This is a genomic window from Ruegeria sp. K3 (assembly GCF_056531845.1).
Genome location: NZ_JBQFMM010000006.1, coordinates 73,395 through 95,617 on the forward strand (window position 1 = coordinate 73,395; position 22,223 = coordinate 95,617).

Annotated in this window: 18 protein-coding genes and 1 pseudogene; 8 read left to right on the forward strand and 11 right to left on the reverse strand. The window is 57.5% G+C overall.

Going from position 1 to position 22,223, the window contains the following annotated elements; all coding sequences use genetic code 11:
* The 5 genes from ACR0MP_RS12445 to ACR0MP_RS12465 are packed head-to-tail and all read left to right on the forward strand — an operon-like array spanning nucleotide 1 to nucleotide 6,157.
* Nucleotides 1–264: a sarcosine oxidase subunit delta gene (locus ACR0MP_RS12445; protein WP_170407402.1), complete on the forward strand. Its 264-nt coding sequence runs from the start codon at nucleotides 1–3 to the stop codon at nucleotides 262–264.
* Nucleotides 264–3,101, forward strand: a complete 2,838-nt coding sequence (locus ACR0MP_RS12450; protein WP_480886570.1) for a 2Fe-2S iron-sulfur cluster-binding protein — start codon at nucleotides 264–266, stop codon at nucleotides 3,099–3,101. Before ACR0MP_RS12445 ends, ACR0MP_RS12450 begins: the two co-directional genes overlap by 1 nt.
* Nucleotides 3,101–3,652 carry an aminomethyltransferase family protein gene (locus tag ACR0MP_RS12455; RefSeq protein WP_223118562.1) on the forward strand — a complete coding sequence of 184 codons (552 nt, stop codon included), beginning with the start codon at nucleotides 3,101–3,103 and terminating at the stop codon, nucleotides 3,650–3,652. The genes ACR0MP_RS12450 and ACR0MP_RS12455 overlap by 1 nt, the downstream gene beginning before the upstream one ends.
* Nucleotides 3,649–4,614, forward strand: coding sequence for a D-2-hydroxyacid dehydrogenase (locus ACR0MP_RS12460; protein ID WP_480886572.1), 966 nt, complete (start codon nucleotides 3,649–3,651; stop codon nucleotides 4,612–4,614). The genes ACR0MP_RS12455 and ACR0MP_RS12460 overlap by 4 nt, the downstream gene beginning before the upstream one ends.
* Before the next feature lie 4 nt (nucleotides 4,615–4,618).
* Entirely contained in the window at nucleotides 4,619–6,157 is a 1,539-nt protein-coding gene (locus ACR0MP_RS12465; protein WP_170736027.1) for a trimethylamine methyltransferase family protein, read from the forward strand.
* Between the two features lie 42 nt (nucleotides 6,158–6,199).
* On the opposite strand, the gene ACR0MP_RS12470 is transcribed toward ACR0MP_RS12465, so the two are convergent.
* From ACR0MP_RS12470 to ACR0MP_RS12490, 5 genes and pseudogenes are all read right to left on the reverse strand, one after another.
* Nucleotides 6,200–6,940: an aspartate racemase/maleate isomerase family protein gene (locus ACR0MP_RS12470; protein WP_170407387.1), complete on the reverse strand. Its 741-nt coding sequence runs from the start codon at nucleotides 6,938–6,940 to the stop codon at nucleotides 6,200–6,202.
* Complete coding sequence (locus ACR0MP_RS12475) at nucleotides 6,937–8,004, reverse strand: aminotransferase class I/II-fold pyridoxal phosphate-dependent enzyme (protein ID WP_170407384.1); 1,068 nt, start codon at nucleotides 8,002–8,004, stop codon at nucleotides 6,937–6,939. Before ACR0MP_RS12475 ends, ACR0MP_RS12470 begins: the two co-directional genes overlap by 4 nt.
* Nucleotides 8,001–9,653 carry a hydantoinase B/oxoprolinase family protein gene (locus tag ACR0MP_RS12480; RefSeq protein WP_170407381.1) on the reverse strand — a complete coding sequence of 551 codons (1,653 nt, stop codon included), beginning with the start codon at nucleotides 9,651–9,653 and terminating at the stop codon, nucleotides 8,001–8,003. Before ACR0MP_RS12480 ends, ACR0MP_RS12475 begins: the two co-directional genes overlap by 4 nt.
* Nucleotides 9,653–11,749 carry a hydantoinase/oxoprolinase family protein gene (locus ACR0MP_RS12485; protein WP_480886575.1) on the reverse strand — a complete coding sequence of 699 codons (2,097 nt, stop codon included), beginning with the start codon at nucleotides 11,747–11,749 and terminating at the stop codon, nucleotides 9,653–9,655. Before ACR0MP_RS12485 ends, ACR0MP_RS12480 begins: the two co-directional genes overlap by 1 nt.
* 248 nt (nucleotides 11,750–11,997) lie before the next feature.
* A pseudogene (locus ACR0MP_RS12490) lies at nucleotides 11,998–12,349 on the reverse strand (transposase); the annotation flags it as partial.
* A gap of 226 nt (nucleotides 12,350–12,575) precedes the next feature.
* Here ACR0MP_RS12490 and wecB point away from each other — a divergent pair.
* Complete coding sequence (gene wecB / locus ACR0MP_RS12495; RefSeq protein ID WP_170407375.1) at nucleotides 12,576–13,649, forward strand: non-hydrolyzing UDP-N-acetylglucosamine 2-epimerase; 1,074 nt, start codon at nucleotides 12,576–12,578, stop codon at nucleotides 13,647–13,649.
* On the opposite strand, the gene ACR0MP_RS12500 is transcribed toward wecB, so the two are convergent.
* Complete coding sequence (locus tag ACR0MP_RS12500; protein ID WP_170407372.1) at nucleotides 13,646–15,148, reverse strand: glycosyltransferase; 1,503 nt, start codon at nucleotides 15,146–15,148, stop codon at nucleotides 13,646–13,648. The genes wecB and ACR0MP_RS12500 overlap by 4 nt on opposite strands.
* 163 nt (nucleotides 15,149–15,311) lie before the next feature.
* Here ACR0MP_RS12500 and ACR0MP_RS12505 point away from each other — a divergent pair, with 163 nt between their 5' ends.
* Nucleotides 15,312–16,265, forward strand: coding sequence for a Gfo/Idh/MocA family protein (locus ACR0MP_RS12505; protein ID WP_170407369.1), 954 nt, complete (start codon nucleotides 15,312–15,314; stop codon nucleotides 16,263–16,265).
* Nucleotides 16,266–16,497: 232 nt separating this feature from the next.
* The gene (locus tag ACR0MP_RS12510) at nucleotides 16,498–17,580 is read left to right on the forward strand and encodes a DegT/DnrJ/EryC1/StrS aminotransferase family protein (RefSeq protein WP_170407366.1); all 1,083 of its coding nucleotides are present in this window, start codon (nucleotides 16,498–16,500) and stop codon (nucleotides 17,578–17,580) included.
* A gap of 63 nt (nucleotides 17,581–17,643) precedes the next feature.
* Here the strand turns inward: ACR0MP_RS12510 and ACR0MP_RS12515 are convergent, their stop codons facing one another.
* From ACR0MP_RS12515 to ACR0MP_RS12535, 5 genes are all read right to left on the reverse strand, one after another.
* Complete coding sequence (locus ACR0MP_RS12515; protein ID WP_170407363.1) at nucleotides 17,644–18,657, reverse strand: NAD-dependent epimerase/dehydratase family protein; 1,014 nt, start codon at nucleotides 18,655–18,657, stop codon at nucleotides 17,644–17,646.
* Nucleotides 18,658–18,797: 140 nt separating this feature from the next.
* Complete coding sequence (gene phnY, locus ACR0MP_RS12520; protein ID WP_170736034.1) at nucleotides 18,798–20,246, reverse strand: phosphonoacetaldehyde dehydrogenase; 1,449 nt, start codon at nucleotides 20,244–20,246, stop codon at nucleotides 18,798–18,800.
* A gap of 41 nt (nucleotides 20,247–20,287) precedes the next feature.
* Nucleotides 20,288–20,623 (reverse strand): carboxymuconolactone decarboxylase family protein, encoded by a 336-nt coding sequence (locus ACR0MP_RS12525; RefSeq protein WP_170407357.1) that lies wholly within the window; start codon nucleotides 20,621–20,623, stop codon nucleotides 20,288–20,290.
* 10 nt (nucleotides 20,624–20,633) lie between these two features.
* Entirely contained in the window at nucleotides 20,634–21,395 is a 762-nt protein-coding gene (locus tag ACR0MP_RS12530; RefSeq protein WP_170407354.1) for an amino acid ABC transporter permease, read from the reverse strand.
* Between the two features lie 10 nt (nucleotides 21,396–21,405).
* Nucleotides 21,406–22,146 carry an amino acid ABC transporter ATP-binding protein gene (locus tag ACR0MP_RS12535; RefSeq protein ID WP_170407352.1) on the reverse strand — a complete coding sequence of 247 codons (741 nt, stop codon included), beginning with the start codon at nucleotides 22,144–22,146 and terminating at the stop codon, nucleotides 21,406–21,408.
* Nucleotides 22,147–22,223 lie beyond the last annotated feature (77 nt).

Consider the following 22,223-nt stretch of genomic DNA (forward strand, 5'->3'; position numbering starts at 1 on the left):
ATGAAGATCCTGATCTGCCCGATGAACGGGCCCCGCAACATCAATGAATTCCAGAGCTTCGGCCCCCTGCGCGCCAACCCCGACCCGGATGCAACCAGCGATCAGGACTGGGCGCGTCACCTGTTCCGCGCCGACAATTCACGCGGAACGCTGGTGGAATGGTGGCGGCACGTGCCCTCGAACTATTTCTTTCTGGCGGAGCGCAACGCCACCACGAACGAGGTGATCCGCACTTTTGACCCCTCAGAGCTGGAGCAAAGGTGATGGCCCGACTTCCCGCACCCTGGGGCAACAGGATCAACCGAGATGCGCCGGTATCGTTCAGCTTTGAAGGGCAGGCGTTTCAGGGATACGAAGGTGATGTGATCGCCTCGGCTTTGGCCGGGCAGGGGAAGTGGATGCTGTCGCGCTCGTTCAAATACCACCGACCGCGCGGTGCGATGTCGATGGCGGGCACCGAGGCCGATACGCTGGTGCAACTGCCCTCGGACCCGAACGTGCAGGCCGACCGGCATCCGATTTCGGCAGGGCTGCAAGTTACGGCGCAGAACGTCAACGGATCACTGGCGCGAGACCGCGACGCATTCATGGACAAGCTGGGGCGATTTATGCCGGTGGGGTTCTATTATCGCACCTTCATGGGTCCGACGCGCAATAGCTGGTTGAAACTGTGGGAGCCGCTGATCCGCAAGAAGGCTGGGCTGGGCGTTCTGGATATCAACGCCCCGCATGAAGACTACGAAAAGGCCAACCTGTTTTGTGACCTGCTGGTCGTCGGCGCGGGGCTGGCCGGGTTGACCGCCGCCATCGAAGCCGCCGAAGCCGGAGCTGACGTCATTCTGGCCGAGCAGGAGCCGGTCTTGGGCGGTGCGCTGACCTATGGCCGCGATGCCAACAGGCTGTCCGACCTACTGGCGAAAGTGCAAAGTCTGCCGAACTTCCGCATCATGACCGGTACAGTGGTGAACGGCTGGTTCGAGGACAACTGGCTGCCGCTGATCCGGGGCAACAAGCTGTTCAAGACGCGCGCGCGCGAGGTTCTGCTGGCCACCGGCTGCATCGAACAGCCCACGATCTTCCGAAACAATGACCTGCCGGGCATCTTGCTGGGCACTGGTGCGCAACGGCTTATGCGGCACTATGGTGTGAAACCGGGCAAGCGCGCGGTGGTACTGGCCGCCAATCTCGACGGTTATCGGGTGGCGCAGGATCTGTTGGACGCAGGCGTAGAACTGGCGGCGGTGGTTGATCCGCGCCCCAGCGGCAGCGGCGGTGAGCTTGGCCAGCAACTGGCAACAAGGGGAACGCGTGTCATTCACGGCACCGTGGGTGAGGCGCGTGGCAAGACCCATGTTACCGGCGTAAAGGTCGGAGGCGACTGGCTGGATTGCGATCTGTTGGTGATTTCGGTCGGCTATGCGCCAATGTGGCAACTGCCCTGTCATGCTGGCGCGAAACTTGGGTACAATGAAACGGCGACGCGGTTTTCCCTGTCTCTGCCAGATGCTCCGCTGGGCATTGTCGGGGGTGTTGCCGGGGTCTTTGCGCCTGATGCGGTGGTGGCCGATGCGCAACGCGCGGCACAGACGGCGTTGACTCGTCTGGGGCTGCCAACCCGCGACATCGCGCAGGTCGAAGATGTAGAGGCTTCGTTGACGAATTTCGAACCGGCAATCGCCGGGCATCCCAAGGGCAAGGATTTTGTCGACCGGGACGAGGATATTCAAATCAAGGACCTGCAAAACGCGGTTAAGGAAGGCTATCGCGAGTTGGAGCTGATCAAGCGCTTTACCACAGTTGGTATGGGGCCGTCACAAGGGCGGCACTCGGCGCTGGCCACCGCCCGGGTGGTGGCCAAGGCGACCGACCGCACCATCGGGGAGATCGGCGTGACTACGGCCCGTCCGCCCTTTGGCCCCGAAACGCTGGGCGTGCTGTCCGGTCATCATCACCCGGCAGACTGGCGCACAGCGCTGCATCACGAACATATCCGGTTGGGGGCGGACATGCGCCCGGTCGGAGCGTGGTGGCGGCCTTATTTCTACGGCCCGAAACAAGACGCCAAGCGCCTCATCGAAGAAGAGGTGCATGCGGTGCGCAATGGGGTCGGCGTGCTGGATGTTTCAACTCTGGGCGGGCTCGAGGTGCGTGGCCCGGATGCGGGCGAATTCCTCAACCGCATTTACACCATGGCCTACAAAAAGCAGCCTGTGGGCCGCTGCCGGTACTGCCTGATGACAAACGAAATGGGCACGGTGATCGACGATGGCGTGGCGTATCGGCTGGCCGAGGATCTGTTCTATGTCACCGCCACCACCGGGGCCGTGGCGCGGGTTTATTCGGATATGTTGTTCTGGAATGCGCAGTGGCGGTTGGATGTGGATGTGCTGAACGTCACCTCGGCCTTCTCGGGCTTCAACATTACCGGTCCCAAGGCGCGCTCCGTGGTCGAAGCGCTGGACAGCGACATCGATTTCTCGCGCGATGGATTTGCCTATCTCGACGGGCGTAGCGGCATGGTGGCCGGGGTGCCGGTGCGCGCCATGCGGATTGGGTTCACCGGCGAGTTGAGCTACGAGCTGCACTGCCCCACCAGCTATGCCCACACCCTGTGGGATGCGGTGATGGCGGCGGGTCACGCGCACGAGTTGCGCCCTTACGGGCTGGAAGCCAGCCGGATTCTGCGGTTGGAGAAAGGCCATATCCTGATTGGTCAGGACACCGACGCGCTGACCTCGCCGGATGAGCTGGGGTTCGAATGGGCGATCTCGAAGACCAAGCCGTTTTTCGTGGGCAAGCGCTCAACCGAGATGCGCCGAAACAAAGGCCTGCCGCGCAAGCTGGTCGGGCTGACATTCGACGGGCCAGATGTACCGGGGGAAAGCTGTCTGGTACTGAGGAATGATGTACCGGTGGGGCATGTGACCTCGGTCCTGTGGTCGCCGACGCTGAACACCCATATCGCGCTGGCATATGTGCATGGCGATGACGCTACGCAAGGATCGCAGGTCACGGTGAAGTGCCGCAATGGCAAGCGCGTCGTTACAACTGTGCGCGGCCACACCTTTTTTGATCCTGAAAACAAACGGCAGGAGGTGTGATGATGCGAACCTATCCGCTTGACCCAAAGGGCGCTGCTGAAGGCACACTACTGGTTTCCGGGCAGATTATCGTGCAGGACCTGACCCATACGCCGCGTTTTGGCCTCAAGGGCCGAGGCACCGTGGCGTTTTTGCAATCGCGGGGCCTGAAGGTGCCAGACGTCAACGAAACCGCCGATGGCCTTCTGCGTCTGGGTCAGGAAGAGGTGGTGGTACTGGATGCACCTGCCGACCTGTATGCCCGGTGGCAGGTCGCCGCCACGCCAAAGGGCTATTATTCCTGGCGCGAGGAAACCTGGGCCATGATGCACCTGACCGGCCCGCGCCTGTTCGATCTGCTGGCCAAGATTTGCCCGGTCGACCTGTCGCCCGGTGCCTTTCCAGTGGGAAAGATCGCCCAGACCCGCGTGGGCTATGTCGAGGCAATCACATGGCGCAACGAACGCAAAGGTGTGGGGTTCGATGTCCTTTTCGACATCGCCGCCACTGCTTTTTTCGCCAACGCGGTAGCCATTGCCAGCGCTGAGTTCCAACCGGAGGTACCCGCATGAAATCCCCCACCGTGATCTTGCACACCGATAACCTCGACGCTGCCCGTGCCGTTCTTGCTGAAGGTCATCCCGATCTGCCGATCCACACCTGCGACAGCTACGAGGCGCTCACGGGTTTGATCGAGGATACAGGGGCTGAGGTTGTCTATTCCGTTCGCTTTGCGGGCACCCCCGGCTTTCCACGCGCAGCACTGGTCGAGAACCCGCAAATCAAATGGGCTTCGGTCGGCGGCTCGGGCACCGATCACCTGAACCCTTGGAACCCTGATGAGGTAACGGTGACAAATGCCGCCGGGGTCGCCGCCGATATGATGGCACAATATGTGCTGGGGGCGATGCTGCATTTCACGCTGGATTTCCCGGGCTTTCGTGCCGCGCAGGTGCGGCGGGACTGGATCGGCGGCAAAGTCGAGCCCATCGACAGCAAGACGGTGCTGATCATCGGCCTTGGCAAAACCGGAGAGGCTGTTGCGGCACGATCCAAAGCTATGGGGCTGAACACTGTCGGTGTACGGGCCCGCCCGAAACCGACCCCCAACGTGGACGAGGTACACGGGATGGAGGCTTTGCCTGATCTCTGGCCACGCGCTGATTTTATCGTCGTTTGCGTACCACTGCTGGACAGCACGCGCGGTCTGGTCGGGGCGGAGGCTTTTGCCGTCATGAAACCGACGACGGTGATAATCGACGTCTCGCGAGGTGGGGTAATTGACGAAGCACCTCTACTGGCCGCGCTGGAACAGAACCGGATCAGAGGCGCGGCGCTGGACGTGTTCGTTACCGAACCGCTGCCTCAGGGGCACAGGTTCTGGGAACTGGACAACGTGATCGTCACACCGCACTGCAGCTCGGTCTATGACGGCTGGGATCTGAAATCGGTCCGCATGTTTTCCGAGAACCTGATGCGCTATCGCAAGGGCGAGGTGCTGAACAACATCGTAAATCCACAACGGGGATACTAGGTCAATGTCACGAGACAGACGCAGCGGCGGGCGACGCGGCAAATCCGGGCGCGCGGCGGTGGGGATCGAACAGCTGCCCTGGCAACAGGTGCGCAACAGCTATCCGCCATTCGAGCTGTTGAACCCTGAACAGATGGATCAGCTGCATACAACCTCAATGCGCATTCTGTCCGAGGCCGGTATCCGGGTGATGGGCGACAATGTTATGGACATTTTCGAACGCGCGGGGGCCATCGTAGACCGCGACACCAAGACCATCCGTATGGACGAAACCATTGTCGCCGAAGCGTTGAAAACGGTGCCCTCGGAATTCACGCTGACCTCTCGCAACCGCGCGAAACAGATTACGCTGGGCGGCGATCATGTGAATTTTAGTTTGGTTGCCGGGCCGCCGAACGTACATGACTGTATCAATGGCCGCCGTCAGGGTAATTACGATGACTATTGCAACTTCATCCGGTTGGCGCATCATTTCAACGCTATCCATCTGATCGGCAATCAGGTGATGGCCCCGATCGAAATGCCCGCCAACAACCGTCATCTGGACACCTACAACGCCAACCTAAGCTATAGCGACCTGAGCTTTCACTGCACCGCTATCGGGCGCGGGCGGGCGATGGATGGCATCAACATGATGGCGATTTCGCGCGGTCAGAAACCTGAGGACATGCGCGGCGATCCGGGGGTGATCACAATCATTTCGGTGAACTCTCCACGCCTGTTCGACGATGCCATGGGTGACGGCCTGATCGCGATGGCCGAGTATGGTCAACCGGTGACGGTCACGCCGTTCACTCTGATGGGGGCCATGACACCGGTCACGCTACCTGCCGCGCTGGCGCAACAGAACGCCGAGGCGCTGTTCGGTGTGGTGCTGACGCAGTTGGTCAGCCCGGGAGCGCCTGTCATGTATGGCTCGTTCACCTCGAATGTGGACATGAAATCCGGGGCTCCGGCCTTTGGCACACCGGAAAATGCCAAGGCGAATATTGTCGGCGGGCAGCTGGCGCGGCGCTATGGCATTCCGTACCGGACATCGAACGCAAATGCATCCAACGTGGTGGATTTGCAGGCGGCATACGAAACGATGATGGCCACATGGGGCGCGGTTCTGGGAGGGGCCAATATCGTCTATCATGCCGCCGGCTGGCTTGAAGGCGGGCTGACCGCATCTTATGAGAAATTCGTCATGGATATCGAGATCATCCAGAACATGATGGAATTCCTAAAGCCGATGAAATTTGACACGGATGAACTGGGCCTGGACACCATCAAATCGGTGCCCACTGGCGGCCATTTCTTTGGCGTCGATCACACGATGGAACGCTATGAGACCGCGTTCTACAAACCGATGCTGTCCGACTGGCAGAACTATGAAAACTGGGAGGCGGCCGGAGCCAAGGACGCCCTGCAACGCGCCACCGAGGTTTGGCAGCAGGCGCTACGCGAGTATCAGATGCCCGAGATGGACCCCTCTGTGCGTGAGGAGCTGGATGCCTATATCGCCAAACGCAAGGAAGAGATCGGCAGCGGCGAACCCTGATGGAATATCGGGGCGGGGGGGGCGACCGTTGCCCCGGTTCGGTTACAGCAGATCGAACAACCGGCCCGGCAGCGCCTCGTGGCGTGGCAGACGCAGCGCCCGCATCATGCAGAACATCATCGCCTGATTTGAGGTCACTACCGGCTTGTCCAGCGTGTCCTCGATCTGCTCGATGGCCTCGACTGCGCGCATGTCGGTGCAGCTGAGCACGACGGCTTGCGCGTCCGGGTGGTCTGCCTCACAGGCGAGGTCGTAAACCTCGTCCGGGGTCAGCTCTCCCTGTCCGTAATTGCCCAGCTCGCGGCCAACATCGGCGCAACGCACGGTTTCGATGTCGTTTGCGGCCATGAAATCCATCGCCTGCGTGTTGATTTCGCCCAGATAGGGCGAGGAAAAGCCCACTTTCGTCACCCCAAGCGCCTGAATGGCGGCGATCAGCGATCCGGCGGCTGTCAGCGATTGCGCTCCCGATCCGGCCTTGATCTGCTGCGCCAGATCGGCGTCGAATGACGGCCCATGGGTCAGCGTGGCCGAGGTGCAGCCGTACAGCACCACATCTGGCCGCACGCCCGAAATCATCCGCAAATCGTGGCTGATGTCCGAGGCCCCAAGCCCCGCCATCTGGTCAGAACCTGGGATTTCATCGACATCATAACCACCCATGCGCTGGAAATGAACGGTGGTGTCCTGGCAGCGCATCAAGGCCATATCGGCCTCGAGGTTGGTGTTAGTGAAGGGCACCAGAACGCCGATCTTGGCCCGGGTACGCGTTTCGTGGCTCATGACGTTACCTTTCTCAGAACGGCCAGACAGCGATCCATCACCGGTGTGTTGCAGATCGTGGCGCGCAGGCAGTCGGACAGACCATAGCCGCCCATACCGCGCATCAGCAGTTTCTCGGCCCGTAGCGCAGCGTCGGCCTGTTGCGCCTGCTCGGTCGAGGCAAAGTGGATCAGCACGAAATTGGTGTGGCTGTCCGGCACGATCAGCCCCAGATCGCGGCAGTCCTCCGCGAACCGATCGCGAATGGTTGCCGTTTTCGCGACCACGTCCCGCATATGCGCCTGATCGCGCATCGCCGCCGCTGCCGCAGCCTGCGAGGCAATCGAGATGTTGTTGGGGTTCAACAGCTTGCGCAGCTCTCGGGCGATGTCGGTGGGGAAATAGCCCCACCCGGCGCGTGCCCCGGCCAGCCCGTAAGCCTTGGAGAAGGTGCGCGTGATAACGGTATCTCCCCGGTCCGCCAGCCCGAAAACCTCAGTCGGATCGTTGGCGGCATCGGCGAACTCGGCATAGGCCTGATCGACCACCAGCAGCACGTCGCCGGGTAGCGCGTTGCGCAGGCGGGTGATTTCGGTGTTCGGGATCAGGGTGCCGGTGGGATTGCCCGGGTTACAGACAAACACGATACGGGTCGCCGGGGTGACGGCGGCCAGAAGCGCATCGACCGAGACGGTCAGATCGACCTCGGGCGCGGCCACGTATTCGGCCTGCGCCTGTGCTGTCGCCGAAGCGACGAAGGCATAACCATATTGCGTGCCCAGCACGTGATCGCCGGGCCCGGCAAAGGCGCGGATCAGGCAGCCGATCAGCTCCATCGAGCCCGCGCCACACAGCACCCGCGCCGGGTCGACCCCGTGTACCCCGGCAATGGCCGCGCGCATGTCGGGCCATTCGGGATCGGGGTAGAGCGTCAGATCAGCCAGCGCTGCCTGCCCGGCCGCCACGGCGGACGGACTGGCCGGAAAGGCGCTTTCGTTCTGCGCCAGCGAGATGGTGCCTTCACCACCTAGATCGGCCAGCGCATAGGCGCCCATGGCGCCGACATGAGAAACCGGGCGGATCATGTGTCACCTCCGTAGGCTTTGGCCCCCTCGGCACTGATCAAACCGCGTTTGAGGTCCAGCGCCAGCGCATCCGAGTTGCGGTCGCCCGGATCGCCGAAACCGCCACCACCGGGAGTGTCGAAGATCAGATAATCGCCGCCTTCAACTCGCAGCTCTCCCTTGCCGGGAATGTCGCTGTCGCCTTCGCGAAAGCGGATGCGCCCGGGCGCGCCGGGTTTGCCGCCCATGCGCCCAAGGGCGGGGAACTTTAGTCGCTCGACCGACAGGAACACGATGAAGGGCGCACCGTTGGACGAGGTCATCTCGATCCGCTGCCCCAGCCCGCCTCGATACTTGCCCGCGCCGCCGGAATCCGTGCGCAGTTCGCGCCGCCAGATGGTGACGGGCGCGACGCTTTCGGTGATCTCCACCTGCGAACCGAACACGCCCGAGGGGTAGGCGGTGGCTGACAGACCATCCGCATGCGGCCGTGCACCGGTGCCGCCATTATGTACCGGTTCCACTGCGAATTCGCGCCCACCATCGCGGGCCACCTCGGGGGCGTGGCGCATGGGCAGGTCGAACATGCAGCTTGCACCCTCGGCGGGCACTGCATCAGGCAGTGCCTGATGCAGACAGCCCAGCACCAGATCGGGTGTCACCTGACCCAGCGTGTGCCGCATCGCCACCGGCACCGGGCGATGTGCGTTAAGGATGCAGCCCTTGGGGCCGTCGACGGTGAACGGCTCCAGCGATCCGGCATTGTTGGGGATGTCCGAGCCGACGATGCAGCGCAGCGCAAACACGGTATAGGCGGTGGCATAGTTCAGCGGCACGTTGATGCCCTTGCGCGAACAACCCGAGGTGCCGGTGAAATCCACAAGCATCCCCGATTTACTGACGGTCAGGGCTGCGTGCAACTCCAGCTCATTCTCATAGCCATCCATTTTCAGGACGTTTTTGTAGATACCTACGGGCACCTCGGCGATGGCCTCAAGCGTGCCACGGCGCGAAGTGTCGATGATATAGGACCCTAGCGCATCCAGATCGGTCAGGCCGAACTCTTCCATCATCGAAACCAGCCGGTTCACCCCGGCCTCGCAACAGGCGATCAGGGCATAGATGTCGCCCTCGTTGGCGATGGGCTCGCGGCTGTTGGCGCGGATGATGTCCAGCAGCAGCGCGTTTGGGGTGCCTTCCTCGACCAGTTTGCAGGGCGGAATCAGCAGCCCCTCGTCATAGATGTCGGAGCCTTCGGGGCCCATGCCCAGACCACCCAGATCAACTAGATGCGAGGTGCACGAGGTAAAGCCCACCACCTTGCCATCCTTGAACGCGGGCATCATCAACAGGAAGTCGTTCAGATGCCCCGAGGCCAGCCACGGATCGTTGGTCATGTAGATATCGCCCGGTTTCATGGTCTGAACCGGGAAGGCGGCGCGCAGATGCTGCACCGCTTCGGCCATGGTGTTGATATGGCCCGGCGTGCCGGTTACCGCCTGTGCCAGCATCCGGCCGTTGACGTCGAAGATCCCGGCGGAGATATCGCCGCATTCGCGCACGATGGGCGAAAAGGCGGCGCGGATCAGGGTTTGGCCTTGTTCTTCGACCACTGCCAGCAAACGGTTCCACATCACTTGCAGGCGGGCGGGGGAAAGATCGGTCGCCATCATGCGCCTCCTTTCTGGTCCTGAACCAGGACGAGGTTTCCTATGGCGTCCACATGGGCCGAGAAATCAGTCGAGACCAGCGTGGTGGTCTGCGGCTCGTGGATCAGCGCCGGGCCGCGCACATGGTCGCCGGACTTCAGATCGGCCCGCGCCACGAAGGCGGCCTGTTTCAGCGCGCCGTCCACATCGCAGGTGATCGGGCGAGTGTCGGGTGCGGTGAAGGTCGTCAATGCAGGTGTAGCGGGCACTGGTGGCACGGCGCTGTCAAGGGTCGCGACGCGCACCGCCCAGTTGAGAATCTCAATCTGCATCCCCGGCACCGGGCGTGAGAACTGCTTGCGATATTCTTCCTCAAAGGCGGTGGTCAGCGGTGCAATATCGTCTGCTGTCAGATGCCGGTCGGGCAGAGTGATCTCGATCTCGTGACCCTGACCGTTGTAGCGCATGAAGGCGGTGCGCTGTGTTTCGGTCGGGGCATCGCCCGCGCCTTGGGCAACCACGCCTTTGGCCTCGACGATCATGGTCTCGAACAGCGCGTTGATCTCATCCATGTCCATGCTGTCCAACAGCGAATAGCGCGAGCGGACGATTTCGAACGACACGGGTGCGAACAGGAAGCCCACGGCAGACCCCACGCCCGGATTGGGCGGGATTACAATGCGGCTGACCCCGGCGGATCGTGCCACCCGGCTGGCATGCAACGGCCCGTTGCCGCCAAAGGCAATCATCGTGCGCAGTCCAAGATCCTTGCCCGATTCCACCGCGTGCATCCGGCCTGCGCTGGCCATGCTTTCATCGACGATGCGGCTGACGCCGTCGGCTGAGCCAACGGCATCGAGATCTAGTTTCGACCCGATCACCCGGCTCAGCGATTGTTTGGAGCCTTCGGGGTCCAGCTTGATATGCCCCTCGGCAAATGTGTCGGGCACGATGTAGCCCAGCGTAATGTCGCTGTCTGTCACCGTGGGCTCGGTGCCGCCGCGCATGAAGGCCACGGGTCCGGGTTCAGACCCCGCCGATTTCGGACCCACGGTCAGGCGTCCCAGCCGGTCAACCCCGGCGATGGACCCACCGCCCGCGCCGATCTCGATCATCTCTATCACCGGGATGCGCACTGGCATGCCCGAGCCCTTTATGAACCGCGCGGCGCGGGCGATCTCGAACTGGCGCGAGGTCTGCGGGCGGGCCTTATCGATCAGGCACAGCTTAGCGGTGGTGCCGCCAACGTCAAAGGACAGCACCTTATCCAGCCCGGTGCGGGCGGCGATGCGGGCGGCCAGAATGGCCCCTCCGGCGGGGCCGGATTCCACCAGCCGGATCGGAAAACGCGCGGCGGTGCGCACGGTGCACATGCCGCCGCCCGCCGTCATCATCAGGATCGGACAGGTCACGCCCTCGGCCTCGAACCGGTCGACGAAACGGGCCAGATAGGTCTGCATCAGCGGCTGGATATAAGCATTGGCGACGGTGGTGCACAGCCGGTCGAACTCGCGCGCCTCGGGGCTGACCTCGGACGAGATCGAGACGGTCAGATCGGGCCGCTTCTCAGCCAGCACATCGCGTAGGCGGCGTTCATGGGCGGGATTGGCATAAGCGTGCATCAGGCAGATCGCTATGGCCTCTGCGCCGCTCGCGTCGATATCGGCCAGCAGTGCGTCGATGGCCGAGTCTTCGAGCTCGATCAATACCTGACCACCCGCCGACATGCGTTCGCGCACGGTCAGAGCACGCTCGCGCGGCACCAGCAGGTCAGGCTTCTCGAGGTTGATATCGTATTGCGAATAACGCCGCTCATACGCGATTTCCAGGATGTCGCGAAAGCCTTCGGTGGTCACCGTTGCCACCACCGCGCCGCGACGTTCGATCAGCGCATTGGTCGCCAGGGTGGTGCCGTGGATAAAGCCGGTCACCTGATCCAGCGTCCGGCCCGATTGCTGCATTACTCGCGCGGCCCCTTCCATGGCGCCGTCGGCAGGGTTCTGATGGGTGGTCAGGGTCTTGGTGGAGGCCAGGATTGTCTCTTCGCCAGAGACAAGGACCGTATCGGTAAAGGTGCCGCCAATATCGATGGCCAGGCGCAGCGTTTGAGTTGTCATGAGGTCTTCCGAAATTTCTGTAATCGCAGCGTGAAGCAAAAGGCCCGAGGCCCTGCTTTATGCAAGGATCACAAGATCACAGCCGGTTGCGCGGCGGTCCGTGGGATTCGGAATATCAGTCTGTGTCATGGGCGAAATGTGCAGTTTCAAGATAGCCGCAGCAAGCTGGATTGCGACAGAAAGGCCTGCAAGCGACATCTATCGGCGTAGCAGGCCCGAAATCTGCCGAAACGGGCCGTCAGGCGGCCAGCGTGTGATTTGGTGTTCATGCCGCCCTTGGTTCGACCAATCAGACGATCACGCCCCCTTTTTGGCAACCACTATGGTCGCGCTACAGTGTGATTTCAGATAGTTCGCGTCGATCATTACGACCTTTTACGCGTCGTATTCCGCAGCGTGCCCAGCCATCATCCGCGCGAAAAACCTTTCTTGCTCCAGCACTTCCATCTGCTGTAGAGACTCCTTTGCGGATCATAGGTGACAGGAGCATCACGCCAGCGCAAATCATTCGATTGAATAAGATTATTTCGCTCAACACACGCCTGTCGTCGACCCCGGGTTTTCCAGGCGACTTTGGCAAGAAGGGTTTGGACGGGCCATCTGCGCGTCAGCAAGCCCTTAAAAGATCACTCATGTCAAAACTCCGTTTTCCGAGACGTGAGGCATGCGGTGTGATCTAGATCAATAGGTCCGGGTGCGAGCGTGATAGCAGCTAAAGCCAAGCTAATCTGAATCTGCTTGAGCGAGAAAGTCACGAGATATCACGTGGAATTTATACTGGCCGTGTGTTAGCGCGGTTTTAGGCAATTATTTATTTGGAGCTACCGTGAAAATCGCAGTTGTAGTTGGCGCGCGCCCTCAGTTTATTAAATTGGCTCCGGTGAGCAGAGCACTTCGTTCCATGCCGGGTGTAACAGAGCTGCTGATTCACACAGGACAGCACTATGACGATTCGATGTCTAAGATTTTTTTCGACGAACTAGAAATTGCAAAACCCGACATCAACCTATCGGTGAACTCAGGCAGTCATGGTGCCATGACAGGACTGATGATGCAGAAACTTGAACCCGTCATTCAAGAACATGAACCAGATGCGCTCCTTGTTTTTGGAGATACGAATTCAACATTGGCGGGTGCATTGGTCGCCTCAAAACTTCATATCCCGGTGGCGCACGTAGAGGCCGGGCTGCGCTCATTTAATCGAAAGATGCCCGAAGAAACGAACCGAGTTCTAACGGATCACATTTCCGACCTTCTGTTCACGACTTCCAGCGACGCTGTGGAAAATCTGCGAAGAGAAAGCATTTCGGAGAGCAAAATTTTTGAAGTCGGTGACGTGATGTTCGACGCAGCACTACACTTTGGTGAAAAGGCCAAGCAGAAATCAACAATTTTGGCTGACATTGGGGTAGACGCAAACGGATTCATACTTGCGACGATCCATAGAGCTGAAAATACGGATTCGCCAGAAACGTTAATAAACATTGTTGATGGTCTGGAGGCGGTTGCGAAACAACATCCGGTTGTCTTGCCATTGCATCCACGTACTGCCGCAAGGATAAAAGGAATCGGTCTTAAATTCGAACATGTCCAAACGATAGACCCAGTCGGTTACTTGGATATGGTCGCTCTAGAAAGCAATGCGGTGCTGGTTGCTACGGACTCTGGCGGAGTGCAGAAAGAAGCGTATTTCTACGGCGTCCCTTGCGTAACTCTTAGAACGGAAACAGAATGGGTTGAGCTTGTTGAAAGCGGCTGGAATCGTATCGTTTCGCCCATAGAAGGGGATATCGAGGATGGTATCCTCAGTGCGATAGGGACTAGCGGAAATCAGATAGAAATCTATGGTGATGGAACCGCTTCGCAACAAATCGCACAGATACTAGCCGCGCGAGTTTAAATACCTTCATAGAGCGCCGCCAACTTCTTGGCTTGCGCAGGCCAGCTGTAAGTCTCCCAAAGCTTCCTTCTGTTGGCGGCGCTTAACGTAAAGCGTTCGGGATGATCCAAGACATCCCGAATAGCTTCAGCAATGCTCAGAGGATCTGTTTCGTCCATTGCTCGTCCGAAACCGAGAGACTCTGCAAACCGACGCATCTCTGGAAGATCTGAAACACAAATTGGTACGCCAGCAAATGCTGCCTCAAAAAGCTTGTTGGGCATTGCGTAGCGGTGATTGAGCGATACGTCCTGAAACGGGCATATAGCGAGGTCTGCTGTACTAATTGCGACTGGTACATCTGGAGCTGCCACAGGTGGAAGCAAGGTAACGCGATCATCCACACCTAGGTCATGAGCGACACTCATGAACCACTTGTCGTTTCGGAGGTGCCGTGGGCCCATCGAAGCTAACTTGACTTCGGGAAGATGAACCAAAGCCTCAAGAACTTTATCTAACCCACGATGTGACATTTGAATGCCACCAGTAAAAATAATCAAGGGCGCCCCGTCAGCAACGTTTGCCTGAGCACGGATAGAAAGCTGATCCAACGCCTTTTCTTTACGACTATCCATGTAATCAACATCTATCTCTGGAGCATTGAGGATAAGTGTCGGACTATCTTTGAAGCGTTTGGCATACAAATCTGCGATGGACGACGATACGGTGATCATATAATCGACGAAGGGGAGACAATCGTCTTCTAGGTTTTCTGCAAAGTTCGATCCATCAGTTGGATTCTTCGTCGCCCGCGCTGGTTCGTATTCATGTGCGTCGTATACAAGCTTCGCCCCAAACTGTTTTGCAAGCACAACGCCTGCCGGGAGACAATAGATGTCATGAGCATGAATGACGTCCGGGGTATCATCAAATCTGAGGTTGCAGAGGTTTTCAGCGAATAAGAGAGAGTTTAGTTGATAGAGTTTGAAGAACCCTTCCCTGACCTCTCTGGCGTCAGAACTAAACAGCTTCAGATCTCTCCGAGCGTCACCAATTCCGGATGTCAGCTTAATCTTCCAGAGAAGCCGTTTGTGAGCAAACTTACGTTTCCGTCGTTCTCGGCCACTGTAGTTTTTGTAGTACATCGGGTCGAGCTTCAGAACTTCTTCATCTGACAGAAACTCTCGAAACTTGGATTTGAGTCTATTCAATCTCGCTGCAGACTTAATATAGGGCAGAACGCGCTTATCTACTTCATCCGAAACACGATCCACAAAAAAGAAACGCTTTAGCATGTCGCTGGTAATATGTTCGGAAGATTGCCAATTGAATCGCGTGATCCGAATGCCATCGATGCTGTCTTCTTGCGGCATGCCCCCTGGCCAGTCGCAGAAGATATGTACGTTATGGCCCGCTGCTTGAAGCGCGCGCGCTTCTTTAAGAACGCGCGCATCCGCCGTTATCTCGTGGTAGGTAAGACAGAAAACGGTTTTTTGAGATTTGGGGCGGGTGTCTGACATCGGTCGAAGATCAATCTAGCTCTGACAATTCCGAACCGCTCTAACAGAGGTTGATGGGGGTTTCCAGCGTGATTGGCGATGCTTGAAATGCCTGCGTCTATTGACTTCCCAAAGAAATTCTTGGAAGCGCTGTAGCACAATTTGAGCACTTGGGACGCACCGAATGAGCAACTTCGCACTAATAGGAACCGCAGGATACATCGCACCGCGCCACATGAAGGCGATAACGGATACCGGAAACACGTTGTTGGCTGCTCTGGACACAAGCGACTCCGTTGGGATTATCGATAGCCACTTCCCCGATGCACATTTTTTCACAGAGTTCGAGCGTTTTGATCGCTATGTTGACATGTTACGTCGCAGCGAAGCGGGCAAAATTGATTATGTCTCGATCTGCTCGCCGAATTACCTCCATGACAGCCACATGCGGTTTGCATTGCGTTCTGGCGCCGATGCGATCTGTGAGAAGCCGCTGGTGTTGAACCCAGAGGATATCGATGGCCTGGAAGCGATTGAGCAAGCGACTGGACAGACCGTAAACACGATCCTGCAGTTGCGCGTACATCCCTCGATCATTGCTCTGAGGGACAAGATTCGAAACAGCCCCAAGGATACCAAGTACGAGGTCGATCTGACTTACATCACGTCCCGTGGACGTTGGTATCTGGAGAGCTGGAAAGGGGATGTCCGCAAATCTGGCGGTATTGCCACCAACATCGGCGTGCATTTCTTTGACATGCTGCACTTCCTCTTCGGAGATCTTCAGGCGAACCATGTGCATCTCAACGCCCCGACCAAGGCCGCGGGCTATCTTGAGTTTGAACACGCCCGGTGCCGTTGGTTCTTGTCGCTGGACGTAAATGACGTTCCGGCAGAGGCGCGAGAAACCGGAGCCAGAACCTATCGCTCCATCACTATTGATGGGGAAGAGATCGAATTCTCGGGCGGATTTGCCGACTTGCACACGCGAAGCTACGAAGAGATTCTGAACGGGAACGGGTTTGGATTGAATGAAAACCGGCCTGCTATTGCGATGGTCAGCCATATCCGCAATGCCTCAATCGAAGCACGCAAAGGTGAGCAGCATCCGAAGCTGATGAGCAGCACGGTACTTTGATCAAACGGATCGACTGCGTGTCGACCCATCACCCATGACTTTTTGGGTATTAGGCAATGCAGGGGAACGGTCCGCCCAGTTATTAGTACTGCGGTAATCCGTGCCAAACAGGCCCGGTGTATTAAGTCTTTGTCGACGAATAAACATGGTCGAGCAGTACCGGATTATGTATGGGAAAATGTAGCGGTGCAGCTTGTAGAAATTCCTTAAGAACCAATAGGGCGTTTTAGCGATGCAATTTATTGACCTGGCGGAACAACAGAAACGTATCAAGGATCAGCTTGATGCCGGCATTGCCAATGTGTTGGCGCATGGGAAGTACATTCTTGGCCCAGAAGTGGCTGAACTAGAGGCACGGCTGACTGCCTTTACGGGTGCCAAACATTGCATCACTTGCGCCAATGGAACGGATGCATTGCAAATTGCCTTGATGGCGCTTGAGGTCGGGTCGGGGGATGAGGTCATCACGCCCGGATTTTCATATATCGCCACGGCTGAAGCCGTCAGATTGCTGGGCGCAAAGCCGGTTTATGTCGATATTGACCAGACTAGTTATAACATTGATCCCAACAAGCTTGACGCTGCGATCACACCCCGGACAAAGGCAATTATACCGGTGTCGCTGTATGGCCAACCTGCTGATTTCGAACGAATTAACGAGGTAGCTGTGGCAAACGGCTTACCTGTCATCGAGGATGCTGCTCAGAGCTTTGGCGGATCGTTGCGTGGCAAACGGTCAGGAAACCTGTCAACGATTTCCTGCACCAGCTTTTTCCCATCGAAACCCCTTGGCTGCTACGGCGATGGTGGTGCGATCTTCACCTCGGACGATGATCTGAGCGTCATTCTTCGCCAGATTGCCCGGCACGGGCAGGATCGGCGTTATCACCATATCAGGGTTGGCGTTAACAGCCGTCTGGACACGTTGCAGGCTGCGATCCTGCTGTGCAAGCTGGATATTTTCGAGGATGAACTGGTCCTGCGAGACACCGTCGCGGACCGTTACAAAGTGCTACTGAAGGAAACCAATATCGCCGCTCCAACGCTGATGGAGGGGGCGACCAGCGCCTGGGCGCAGTATACGATACGCGTGGACAATCGTGAGGATGTGCAAGCGAAGCTCAAAGACGCCGGGGTTCCGACCGCCGTGCATTATCCACTGCCGTTGAACAAGCAACCAGCTGTTTCTGACCCAAATGCCGACTTGCCTATTGGCGATCAGGCCGCCGCAACAGTGATTAGCCTGCCGATGCACCCGTATCTGCAGGAGAATTCGCAAGAGCAGATAATCGAGGCACTGAGAAAAGCGATCTGATCGCGCTGACGGTTTAATCGGTGCTGTGGCCGGCGAATTCAGGTTTAGGCAGGTTCGCAGGTTCTATTTACCGTAATATGCGCGATACCAGTCCACGAAGGCCTGAATGCCGTCCCTGATTTCGGTTTTTGGGCGATAACCGGTCAGGCGGTGCAGCAGATCGGCATTGGCCCAAGTTGCAGGCACATCGCCCAACTGCATCTCCATATAGTTTCGGATCGCGGGTTTGCCGAGGCTTTCTTCGATGGCGTCGATGAAATCCAACAAACGCACTTTGTCTGAATTTCCAATGTTCACTATGCGATAGGGAGCGACCGGGCTCAGGCTGTCACCTTCGGCGATGTCTTCGGGGGCTTTGGGGCGAACAGGCACAACGTCGATCAGCAGAGAGATTGCGCGCACCAGGTCATCCACATAGGTGAAATCACGATACATGTCGCCGTGGTTGTAGATGTCTATCGGGCGGTCGTTGAGGATTGCATCGGTAAATTTGAAGAATGCAAGATCAGGGCGTCCCCACGGGCCATAAACCGTAAAAAACCGGAACATGGTTGTCGGTATATCCCAAAGATGGGCATAGGAATGCCCCATCGCTTCATTTGCCTTTTTGGTGGCTGCGTACATAGTGAGTTGATGATCTGCTTTTTCGCACTCGTCGAAGGGCATGTCAGGATTTGCCCCGTAGATCGACGAAGTCGAAGCCATCAGCAGATGCCGCACTTTGTGCCGCCGCGCAGCTTCCATCACGTTGAACGTCCCGACAACATTGCTTTCGACATAGGCGCGCGGGTTTTCCAGGCTATATCGGACGCCAGCTTGCGCTGCGAGATGGATGATCACGTCCGGTTCAAAAGCATCAGCGATCTGGTCGAACTTGGCGGTATCTTCCAGCATCCCTTCCTCGCATGAAAAATTTGGGTTCTCCAGCAACAGCGCATGTCGGCTCTGTTTGAGGCGGACATCGTAGTAATCAGTCATCCCGTCAAAGCCGTGAACCCGGCAACCGTTTTCAAGCAAAAGCTTGGCAAGATGAAAACCTATAAATCCGGCAGTACCTGTGATCAGAACCTTTTGCATGAGGTATTTCCTTGTTTCGGGGCATCGCGCGTGCGTTCGAAGGCACATATGACGCCAAGAGCCGAAGGGCTCAAGCGGTCATTTCATGGCTGAGTGAGCATGAATCTCTAGTGGTGTGCATTGCAATCTTCAACAAGCCTTCAACCGGGCCAAGGAAGCGAGTAGGTTTTGACATTCGTAAAGAACCTGATGGCCTCGATGACCCCTTCTTTGACACCATTGCCCGAATCCTTGATGCCCCCAAAGGGGGACATTTCGATACGGTATCCGGGTTGTTCCCAGATATTGCAGGTGCCCACGTTCAGCCCATTGATATAGGCAATTGCGCGGTTCAGGTCATTGGTACATACCCCCGACGACAGGCCGTACACAGTAGAGTTCGAGATGCGCATGACCTCGTCATCGTCGTCGGGCACGCGAATGATGGGAATAATGGGGCCGAAAGTTTCCTCCATCACCAACGCAGAGTCGTGGGGAACGTCGTCGACCACGATCGGCGGCAGCAGCGCGCCCTGACGTCCGGGGTGGTAAAGGACTTCTGCTCCCTCTTTCTGGGCCAAGTGAACACGATCTTCGAAAAGCTTGGCCGCATCCTCGTGGATCACACAACCCAGCTCGGTCTCAGGATCCTGCGGATCTCCGAATCTGATCTTTTTGGCCTTCTCCAGCACCAAAGGCACAAAGGTGTCCGCGACACTCTCTTGCACCAGTATTCGCTTGATCGCAGTGCAGCGTTGTCCCGAATTGCCGGTGGCCCCGGCTACGGCGATCGTTGCTGCCCTGTTTAGATCGGCATCGTTGAGGTCATTCAGAACAATCAGTGGATCATTACCTCCCAACTCCAGCGCCTGACGTTTGTAAACCGCCTTCTCTGCGATCATCTTGCCCACGCGAACACTACCGGTGAAGGTTATGATGTCGATGTTTTCATTGGTGATCATCTCATTCCCAATGTCCTGTGGCCAGCCAGTGACCACCTGAAACATCTCAGGCGGCAGGCCTGCCTCATAAAGGATATCGGCCAGCGTCAGGCAGGTCAGAGGCGTCAACTCGGTCGGTTTGCAGACCATGCAGTTATTGGTGGCGATCGACGGAGCAACCTTGTGGCTGACCATGTTGAGTGGATGGTTGAATGGAGTGATCGCGCTGATTGCGGTCACAGGCTCGCGCATCGTGAAAATCTTGCGGGCTTTACCGTTTTGGGTCAGATCGCACGCAAAGATTTCGCCGTCATCTTTCAGTGCCTCGGCCGCCGCAAATTGAAAGACATCCTGCGCGCGCTTGGTCTCGTAGATCGCGTGTTGATGGCAGATGCCAAGCTCAAGCACCAGCCATTTGGCGAGGTAATCGCGACGTTCACCAATCAGCTCTCCAGCCCGTTGCAGGATTTGGCTGCGTTCATAGCGGGTCAGTTCGGGCTTGTAGTGGGCCGCAATTTCGAAGGCGCGGCGCGCGTGTTCAGCCTGCCCTGCGGGCACATGGCCCACGACCTCATTGGTATAGGGGTAGTGAACCGGGATGGTCTCAGCGGTAAAGATGATCTCGCCACCAATTCGCATCCCTTCATCACGGATTTCGGTGACTGCCATGGCAAGAACCATCCAATGAAATCGGACCGCGTACCGGTCTATTACTCTGAAAACACATCAAACGCCTTCAACGCCTTGGCGCTGTAGGCGTAAGACGGGCCGCCGCCCATATAGGTGGCCATAGCCAGCGCTTCGCACAGCTCTTCGCGGGTCGCACCCAGCCGCACCAATGAGCGGACATGGAAGCCGATGCAGCTGTCGCAGCGCGTCGCGATGGCAATTCCCAACGCCATGAATTCCTTTGTCTTTTCACTCAGCGCACCATCTGTTTTGGCCGCCTTACCCATGATGCCGAAACCATGCACGGTTTCGGGCACTTCTTTCGAGAATGCACCAATATTGGCCTCGGTCTCGACCATGAAGTCTTTCCAGTCCATCTTATGCTCCTTATCCGCGCTCATCTGCACCCATCCGGCGTTCGAGCCAACGCACACCGGCGCTGATGATCAGTACCAGCACCAGATACTCGAAGATCAACAAGGTATAGATCTCAAGCGGGCGGTATTCCGTCACTACCAGCTCATTCGCACGGCGTGTCAGTTCTTGCATGCCGATGACGCTGGCGAATGCGCTCATCTTCACAATGTAGATAAATTGGTTGGCAAGCGGTGGCAGTATACGCCGGATTGCTTGCGGCAGGATCACATAGCGCATGGTCTGAAAATAGTTCAGGCCAATCGTTTGCGCCGCCTCGCTTTGCCCTTTTGCGATAGATTGTATACCGGCACGGTAGATCTCGGCGGTAAAGGCGCTGTCCGATATCGCAAGGGTGATAATTGCGCCCCAGAAGGGATCGATTGGGATGTCCATACCCATCGACTGAAAGACAATCGGCAACCCGTAGAACACCCAAAACAGCATAGGCAACAGAGGGATCGAGCGGACAAATTCGACATATACCCGGTTTACCAGCCGCCAGCCGCGCTTTTCCGACAGACCCGGCAGGGCAACCAGCAATCCAATGACAATCGACAAAATCGCCGCAATCAGCGAAATCTGAATGGTCGCACCCATGCCCGAAATCAGGAATTTTACATTGGTCCAGCCTGAAGCCGTGGTTGGGTCAATGACGTACCAACCCCAGGTCTGTGAGGACGAACAGCCCGTGATCAGCAAGAAAAGGGGAAGGAAGAGAAGTGATTTTTTCATCGGACCCAACTCAATGCTGTAGAATTTGGCTCAGGAATTTCTGACACCGCTCAGACTTTGGATTGGTGAAGAAATGCTCGGGCTTACCTTGTTCGACAATCTCGCCTGCATCCATGAACACCATGTTGTCGGCCACTTTTCGGGCAAATCCCATCTCATGGGTCACCACAACCATGGTCATGCCTTCCTCGGCAAGTTCGACCATCACGTCGAGCACCTCGGAGATCATCTCAGGGTCGAGCGCCGAGGTGGGTTCGTCGAACAAAAGGACCCGGGGCTCCATGCAAAGCGAACGGGCAATTGCCACTCGCTGCTGCTGTCCACCTGAAAGCTGTATCGGGCGCTTGTCGGCCTGATCGGGTATATGAACACGCTCAAGGTAGTGGCGCGCTTTGTCCTCGGCTTCTTTTCGGCTCAACCCGCGGGCCTTGATGGGGCCAAGGGTCAGGTTTTCCAGCACTGTTAGATGCGGGAACAGATTGAATTGCTGGAACACCATGCCAACTTCTGACCGGATGGTGGCTGCAGATTTGGCATCATCGTTCAGTTCGACCCCATCGATGCGGATGGTGCCCTTTTGATGTTTCTCAAGCTGATTGATGCATCTTACGACCGTTGATTTACCCGATCCGGATGGGCCGCAGATCACAACCTTTTCACCACTGTTTACTGTCAGGTTGATGTTCTTGAGCACGTGAAATGTGCCAAACCACTTGTCTACGTCGACAAGCTCGATCGCTGCGTTTGGCATCTGCTGGCCCACTTGTGATTACTATGAGTTAATTAGTTGCTTGAGGTTATCTTTTTCTTTACGCTTAAATCAAGAAG

Excerpts from the sequence above, each read along its gene's own strand:
- ACR0MP_RS12445 (WP_170407402.1), top strand. The coding sequence starts at position 1 with ATGAAGATCCTGATCTGCCCGATGAACGGGCCCCGCAACATCAATGAA.
- ACR0MP_RS12450 (WP_480886570.1), top strand. The coding sequence starts at position 264 with ATGGCCCGACTTCCCGCACCCTGGGGCAACAGGATCAACCGAGATGCG.
- ACR0MP_RS12455 (WP_223118562.1), top strand. The coding sequence starts at position 3,101 with ATGATGCGAACCTATCCGCTTGACCCAAAGGGCGCTGCTGAAGGCACA.
- ACR0MP_RS12460 (WP_480886572.1), top strand. The coding sequence starts at position 3,649 with ATGAAATCCCCCACCGTGATCTTGCACACCGATAACCTCGACGCTGCC.
- ACR0MP_RS12465 (WP_170736027.1), top strand. The coding sequence starts at position 4,619 with ATGTCACGAGACAGACGCAGCGGCGGGCGACGCGGCAAATCCGGGCGC.
- ACR0MP_RS12470 (WP_170407387.1), bottom strand. The coding sequence starts at position 6,940 with ATGAGCCACGAAACGCGTACCCGGGCCAAGATCGGCGTTCTGGTGCCC.
- ACR0MP_RS12475 (WP_170407384.1), bottom strand. The coding sequence starts at position 8,004 with ATGATCCGCCCGGTTTCTCATGTCGGCGCCATGGGCGCCTATGCGCTG.
- ACR0MP_RS12480 (WP_170407381.1), bottom strand. The coding sequence starts at position 9,653 with ATGGCGACCGATCTTTCCCCCGCCCGCCTGCAAGTGATGTGGAACCGT.
- ACR0MP_RS12485 (WP_480886575.1), bottom strand. The coding sequence starts at position 11,749 with ATGACAACTCAAACGCTGCGCCTGGCCATCGATATTGGCGGCACCTTT.
- ACR0MP_RS12500 (WP_170407372.1), bottom strand. The coding sequence starts at position 15,148 with ATGTCAGACACCCGCCCCAAATCTCAAAAAACCGTTTTCTGTCTTACC.
- ACR0MP_RS12505 (WP_170407369.1), top strand. The coding sequence starts at position 15,312 with ATGAGCAACTTCGCACTAATAGGAACCGCAGGATACATCGCACCGCGC.
- ACR0MP_RS12510 (WP_170407366.1), top strand. The coding sequence starts at position 16,498 with ATGCAATTTATTGACCTGGCGGAACAACAGAAACGTATCAAGGATCAG.
- ACR0MP_RS12515 (WP_170407363.1), bottom strand. The coding sequence starts at position 18,657 with ATGCAAAAGGTTCTGATCACAGGTACTGCCGGATTTATAGGTTTTCAT.
- phnY (WP_170736034.1), bottom strand. The coding sequence starts at position 20,246 with ATGGCAGTCACCGAAATCCGTGATGAAGGGATGCGAATTGGTGGCGAG.
- ACR0MP_RS12525 (WP_170407357.1), bottom strand. The coding sequence starts at position 20,623 with ATGGACTGGAAAGACTTCATGGTCGAGACCGAGGCCAATATTGGTGCA.
- ACR0MP_RS12530 (WP_170407354.1), bottom strand. The coding sequence starts at position 21,395 with ATGAAAAAATCACTTCTCTTCCTTCCCCTTTTCTTGCTGATCACGGGC.
- ACR0MP_RS12535 (WP_170407352.1), bottom strand. The coding sequence starts at position 22,146 with ATGCCAAACGCAGCGATCGAGCTTGTCGACGTAGACAAGTGGTTTGGC.